The following is a 3295-nucleotide window of genomic DNA, read 5'->3' as shown; positions in this document are numbered from 1 at the left end:
GTAGATCATACATTGTGGGTAGGATTTCTTTCGGGGGTCGGGGTGGATCTGTTTGTTGATACATAAGCAAAGGGAGTAGGGAGTAGGGAGTAGGGAATAGGGAATAGGGAATAGGGAATAGGGAATAAAATTCCCACAATTCCTACACGGATTGTTATAACTTCGATTTTAGATATTAGATTGATGATTGGGGGCAGGTTGGTGCGCCCCTACTCGTGGATTCGCGCTACCCTTTGGTTTGGCCAAAGTGCGATCGCTCTTGTAGGGTGGGCAAATGGGCATGATCACTGATCAAGTTGCCAAAGTATCATAGATTTGCCCACCCTACCCTACCGAATGCGATCGCCTCTGTTATTGGTTGGGTTTGTGTATGCTGATATTCGGTACGTTAGGCTTCGCGCTTGACACCCTACAGAATCTGATCAAGCTAAACTAGAAAAAACCTGCAAATTATCAAGCAATTATGCTCAAAACCTCAGCCTTTCAGCAAGCGATTGAAACCGTTGAAAAATTGTCCTTAGAAGAGCAAGAGATATTACTCGATACTCTTCTCAAAAGATTCCATCTACAACGGAGAGGAATACTAGTGAAAGAAATTAAAGAAATTCGCCAAGAATTAGCCGAAGGAAAAGTGAAATTTGGCTCAGTTGATCAATTTCTAGAAGAACTTGATCAACTATGAAAATTGCTTGGACACCCCAATCACTACGAGCTTTAAAACGAGTAATTCGTAAAAGACCAGATTTTAGACCGCTAATTGAGAAAACGCTGCGTCAGTTAGCAGAAGATCCCTTTCATTCTAGCTTACACACTCACAAACTTAAAGGCGATTTATCTAATATCTGGTCATGTTCAATTGACTACAGCTACCGTATTTTATTTGAATTTATCGAAAATCCTGACGATCAAGAAGAAGCTATTTTGTTGCTTAATTTAGGTTCTCATGATGAAGTCTATTAGTATGATAGCACCTCTTGTAGTGTGATAGCCGTTGGTAGTGCGCCCCTACTCCTGGATTCGCGCTAACCCTTGGTTTTGCCAAAGTGCGATCGCTCAAGTCGGGTGGGCAAATGGAAATAATAACTAATCTAATTACCAAAGTATCATAGATTTGCCCACCCTACCCTACCAAATGCGATCGCCCTAATGAGGTACACATGATTTTTTCTATATTACCTCTTATTACTCTACTGCTCCGAAGTCCCTGCTCCGAAGTCCCTGCTCCGAAGTCCCTATTCCCTATTCCCTGTTCCCTTGCTATAATCCATGATTAACCAAACCGAGGCTTTCCCTCCCAACCCCCAATTTCACCAACTCTTTCTGCTGTTACAGCGCTTAGACCGACTGCTAGAAAGAGCTCTAGCTGCTGCTCAAGTTACCTATGGTTCCATGGCTGCAACTAATCCCTATCGGGGGATGCAAGTTGACCAGGAAGAAGTGGAACAGTTGATGACTCGGCCACCAGGAACACCAGTATTGCAGGTAGATACAGAAACATCACAGGAGTTACCCTCTGATGCTATCCTGGCAGGCTCTTCACTAGCATGGCTGCAAGAAACCTTTGCCCTCTCTGCTTTCGATGTCGATATTATTGCGATCGCACTCGCCCCGGAACTAGACCGGCGCTATGAACGAATTTATACTTATCTCCAAGACGATATCCGGTGTAAACGACCCACTGTGGATCTCGTCCTGAATCTGCTCTGTCCAACTGGGGAAGCGAAACTGGCGCGCCGTAGTCACTTTACCCCGGAAGCTCCTCTCCTACGTCATAGTCTACTACATCTGGTCTCGGACCCTAATCAGCTCCAGCCTACTCTGCTGGCTCACAATCTTAAACTGGATGGGCTAGTCCTGACTCTGCTGTTGGGAGAAACAGGATTAGATCAGCGACTAAAACCCTTCTGTAGGTTAATTGAGCCTACTATTTCCCTGGAAGACTTGCCCTTACATCAGGAAGTAAAGCAGGCTTTATTAACAATAGTTGTCGAAGATTGGCAAGCAAGCAAACCCTTGGCACTGTATTTTGAGGGTGCAGATACTAGTGGTAAACACCGTAGCGCCCAAGCTCTGGCCAGGGCTGTGGAAGCACCGTTGCTAACAGTAGATTTAACTCGGATTGTAGAAGCCAAAGCTGAGTTGGAGCTAACCCTGAAACTAGCTTACCGTCAAGCCTGGTTTCAGAAGGCTTTGCTTTACCTAGAAGGACTAGAAACTCTACAACAAACTATAGAAAGTTCCGAGAATTCCAGTCAATATCTATCTCTGCTAAGAATCATAGCAAACCATCAAGGAATTACTATCCTCGCTGGTGAAAAACCCTGGAAACCAGAGAAAACTATCGCAATCGGAATGGTTACTGTTCCTTTTCCCATCCCTGAGTTTAGTGTTCGTCGTTGTTGCTGGCAGAATCAACTAACTGCAGCTGGTATTTCCCTAGATGGACCAGAGCTAGATGCTTTATGCGATCGCTTCCGCCTCAATTCCGAGCAAATTACCGATGCCGTGATTGATGCCTGTAATCGAGCCCGTTGGCGCATTGCCCAAAACACCTCCCCCACTCCTCCCACTTCCCACACTCCCCATCAAAAACCAACCTTGTCCGAACTATTTGCAGCAGCTCGTGCCCAATCTGGTCATGAACTAGGTTCCTTGGCACGTCAAATTCAGCCTAAGTACAGCTGGGATGATATTGTCCTGCCAGTTAATCAAAAGGCTCAGTTGCAGGAAATTTGTAATCAAGCCAAATATCGACAGCTGGTGTGGGAAGAGTGGGACTTCCAGAGCAAGCTTTCCCTGGGCAGAGGACTGAATGTCATGTTTTCTGGCCCACCAGGGACTGGTAAAACCATGGCAGCGGAAATTATTGCCCACGAATTAGAGCTTGACCTCTATAAAATTGACCTGTCCCAAGTGGTCAGTAAGTATATCGGGGAGACAGAAAAAAACCTCAATCGCATCTTTACAGCTGCTGCCAATGCTAACGCCATTCTCCTGTTTGATGAGGCAGATTCCCTCTTTGGCAAGCGCTCTGAAATTAGCAGTGCCCATGACCGCTACGCCAATATTGAGGTTGGCTATCTCCTGCAAAAGATGGAGGAGTACGAAGGAGTGGCGATTTTGACTACCAACCTCCGCACTAATATGGACGATGCCTTTGTCCGGCGGTTACGTTTTATTATTGAGTTTCCTTTTCCTAATCTCAAAGACCGCCGCCGGATCTGGGAGCAAATCTGGCCTAGTCGTGTACCTCGCTCTGAGGAACTGGATTTAGATTTTATCGCCCGTCACTGCG

The 3295-nt window shown here is 45.8% G+C and carries 3 protein-coding genes; all 3 read left to right on the top strand.

The window, feature by feature from the left end; all coding sequences use genetic code 11:
* Positions 1 to 463: 463 nt before the first annotated feature.
* On the top strand, positions 464 to 682 hold the full coding sequence (locus F6K38_RS37705; protein ID WP_287265550.1) for a hypothetical protein: 219 nt from the start codon (positions 464 to 466) through the stop codon (positions 680 to 682).
* Positions 679 to 960 (top strand): type II toxin-antitoxin system RelE/ParE family toxin, encoded by a 282-nt coding sequence (locus F6K38_RS37700; protein WP_287265551.1) that lies wholly within the window; start codon positions 679 to 681, stop codon positions 958 to 960. Before F6K38_RS37705 ends, F6K38_RS37700 begins: the two co-directional genes overlap by 4 nt.
* A gap of 306 nt (positions 961 to 1266) precedes the next feature.
* Positions 1267 to 3295, top strand: a 2029-nt coding sequence (locus F6K38_RS37695) for an ATP-binding protein (RefSeq protein WP_287360100.1), incomplete at its 3' end; no start/stop codon positions are given.

Origin of the sequence: Moorena sp. SIO3B2, from assembly GCF_010692525.1 — a bacterium.
Lineage (GTDB): Bacteria > Cyanobacteriota > Cyanobacteriia > Cyanobacteriales > Coleofasciculaceae > Moorena > Moorena producens.
This window is presented reverse-complemented; position numbering and strand designations above follow the sequence as displayed.

Bases quoted from the DNA above. Each gene is read 5' to 3' on its own strand.
- F6K38_RS37700 (WP_287265551.1), top strand. From the start codon at position 679: ATGAAAATTGCTTGGACACCCCAATCACTACGAGCTTTAAAACGAGTA.
- F6K38_RS37705 (WP_287265550.1), top strand. From the start codon at position 464: ATGCTCAAAACCTCAGCCTTTCAGCAAGCGATTGAAACCGTTGAAAAA.